This window comes from Craurococcus roseus (genome assembly GCF_039523795.1).
In the GTDB taxonomy this organism is placed as follows: Bacteria; Pseudomonadota; Alphaproteobacteria; order Acetobacterales; family Acetobacteraceae; genus Craurococcus; species Craurococcus roseus.
On record NZ_BAAAFZ010000020.1, the window covers coordinates 1 to 2,893 of the forward strand.

The window sequence follows — 2,893 nt, forward strand, 5'->3', positions numbered from 1 at the left end:
CAACTCGGCCGGTACGCCGCATCAGCACAAGGCGGGGGTCAGCTGACGCATACGAACCACGCGCTCCGGCACGACTGGAACGAGCGGTTCGTCGAACTGGCGGGCGAGCGCGGCTGGGACCCGGCCGAGGCCGACAAGGACCAGAAGTACGCCATGGGGTGGTCGTCCGGCCCGAAGATGCCGGAGCGCTACGCGAAGCGGGCCATCAGGAAGCGGGCGAACGGGCGGATCTCGGCCATGCAGCGCAAGGCGCTCGGCGACGCATGACGGCCCGCCACGCCACCACAGCCCGGGCCCGCCTCCGCGGCGCGGGCTTCGTCACCGCGCGCTCCGGCGCCACAGTCGACAACTCGGGCCCGGTTTGGATCCTGTCCCCGGAAGACGAGATCTCCTGGGCGTCGATGCCGGCCATCGCCGAGCACCTCCTGGCCGCCACCCGCGAGTACGTCCGCGACCTGATCCGGAAAGGGTCGCCGACCTACGCCCGCAACCAACTCATGCTGCTCGCGCACACCCTCAGGCCCATCAAAGACCTGCTCCGGCCCCCGAACCTGGGCGAGGACGTCGGCGTCGAGGCGTTCTCGGCTGCCGAGCGGGACCTCAAGGGCAGGGTGGCGCCGGGGGTGGTGGGCGGGCACCTCGGGGCGTACCGCCGCTGGTACGTGTGGTGCGCCGACGCCGGCTTTGAAGGCTTCGATGAGGACGTGGCGACCGCCCTCAAAGAGCGGAGGTTCAAGACGAACCCGCGCGGGGTGGCCGTCCTCAGCCACGACCCGGACCGCGGCCCCCTCAACGACATCGAATTCGGCGCCCTGGTGGCGAAGCTCCGATCGCCGGCCGGCGAGGCGTTGCCGCCGGACCATCGCGCCGCTGCTTGGCTCTTCGTCGCCTTCGGCACCAACGCCAAGAACATGCGCCTGCTGCACGAGGACGATCTGCTCAAGACCGCCCTGGACGACGGCACCGCGGTCTTCGAGCTCCGCGTGTCGCGCATCAAGAAGCGCACGCCAGGCGAGCGCGACCAGTTCAAGACGCGGCCGCTGGACCCCCGGATCGGCCACGTGCTGGAGGCGCTGGTCGCGGCCAACGCCGAAACCCGCGCCTCCGACGCCGGTTGGGACGGCGCGCGCTTCGACCGGCCGCTGTTCGCCCGCCCCCGCGGCTCCGAGCGCCTGCTCGGCACCCCGTTAGAGCGCGGCGCCTACCGCCTGGGCAAGAACTACTCCCGCGAGGCGTTGCGGCTCGTCACCGGGGCGCTCGGCTTGCGCGCGTTCCCGTCCGGGGGACGCCTCCACCTGACTTCCCGCCGCCTGCGTTACAATTTCGTAGCGCGTCTCATGCGGTCGGGCGCGGCGTCGTTGGACGTGGCCGAGGCGCTGGGCCACACGGACGCGTCCCACGTTGTCGTCTACTTCAACGCCCGGTCGGACATCGTCGCCCGGCTCGATGAGAAGCTCGCGCTCCGCTTGGCGCCCTACGCGCAGGCGTTCCTGGGGACTGTCATCCGCTCGGAGGGCGAGGCGGCCCGGAGCGGCGACCCATCGAGGCGCATCGGGCACTTCGACAAGGAGACGCGCAGGATTGACGTCGTGAGGTCGTGCGGGAGCTTCGGGTACTGCGGCCTGTTCGCGCCGTTGGCCTGCTACACTTGCTCGTTGTTCCAGCCCTGGCTGGACGGGCCGCACCATGCCGTGCTCGCCGCGCTCCTCCTGCGGCGCGACCGCCAGATCGAGATAGGGGCCGATCCGAAGATCACGCAGATGCACGACCTCACGATATGCGCCGTCGCTGAGGTCGAGGAGCGCTGCCGCAAGACCAAGGGCGGGACCGCGGAGGACGCCGCGCGATGACCGGAAGGAGGTTCAGGAGCGCGGCCGAGAGGCGCGCCGAGGACAACTTGCGCGCCCTTGTGGCGGAGGCGCGGCGCACCGACCCGTTCGGCGCCGCCTCATGGGACGCGCTGGCCTGGCCGCTGCCCAATAAAAGTGCCTTTCAAAACCTGCCCTGGAGAGCGTTGAGGTAGATCAGGGAGCAGGCGAGCGCGGTGAAGGCGTGGTGGATGTCGATCCTGCGCTCGTAGCGGATGGCGAGGCGGCGGAAGCGGCTCATCCAAGCCAGCGTGCGTTCGACGACCCGCCTGTGCCTGCCCAGCCTCCGGCTGCCCTCGACCCCGCGGCGTGCGGTGCGCGGCTCGATGCGCCGACGGCGGCACGCGTCACGGCAGCGCCGGTGGTCGTAGGCTTTGTCGCCGTGCAGCTTGCCCGGCCTGCGGCGTGGTCGGCCCCGCTTGCCCGCGACCGGCGGGACGGCGTCGAGCAGGTCCTCGAAAGGGGCGCTGTCGTGGACGTTGGCCCCCGTCAGCAAGCGGGCGAGCGGGATGCCGCGCCGGTCGGTGGCGACGTGGCGCTCGGTGCCCGGCTTGCCGCGGTCCGTCGGGTTCGGCCCGACCGCGCCGCCCCCCTTTTCGCCGGGACGGAGGCGCTGTCCACGCAGGCCCGGCTCCAGTCGATCCGGTCCGCTCCCCGCAGCCGCCGCGGCCACTCGCGGTGCAGCCGGTCCCACACGCCCGCTTCCTGCCGGTCGCGCAGCCGCCGCCAGCAGGTCACGCCCGACCCGCAGCCCATCTCGCCGGGCAGCATCTCCCACGGGATGCCCGAGCGCAGCACGAAGACGATCCCCGCGAGCGCGGCCCGGTCTGGCACCCGCGGCCGCCCGCCCCGCGGCTTCGGCGGCTCGGGCGGCGGCAGCGGTTCGATGATCGTCCAGAGGTCGTCGGAAACAAGAGGCGCGGCCATGCCCCTCAAGTCGGGCCGGACCCACTCTGCGTCGAGGTTTTGAAAGGCGTTTGCTCTGTTGAAACCCTGGCCTGCCCTGGGGCGCTTGGGTCGGCTTT

The 2,893-nt window shown here is 71.8% G+C and carries 3 protein-coding genes; 2 read left to right on the forward strand and 1 reads right to left on the reverse strand.

The annotated features are described in order from the left end of the window. Together ABD067_RS09050 and ABD067_RS09055 are read left to right on the forward strand one after the other, a co-directional pair. Nucleotides 1-267 (forward strand): hypothetical protein (locus tag ABD067_RS09050; protein ID WP_343894917.1); only part of this gene is annotated, 267 nt, incomplete at its 5' end. After that, nucleotides 264-1,850: a hypothetical protein gene (locus ABD067_RS09055; RefSeq protein WP_343894918.1), complete on the forward strand. Its 1,587-nt coding sequence runs from the start codon at nucleotides 264-266 to the stop codon at nucleotides 1,848-1,850. The genes ABD067_RS09050 and ABD067_RS09055, both read left to right, overlap by 4 nt. A gap of 142 nt (nucleotides 1,851-1,992) precedes the next feature. Here the strand turns inward: ABD067_RS09055 and ABD067_RS09060 are convergent. Further along, a protein-coding gene (locus ABD067_RS09060; protein ID WP_408871529.1) for an IS5 family transposase occupies nucleotides 1,993-2,795 on the reverse strand; the annotation gives its coding sequence in 2 pieces (ribosomal slippage) (nucleotides 1,993-2,465 and nucleotides 2,465-2,795; 804 coding nt in all). Nucleotides 2,796-2,893: the final 98 nt, after the last annotated feature.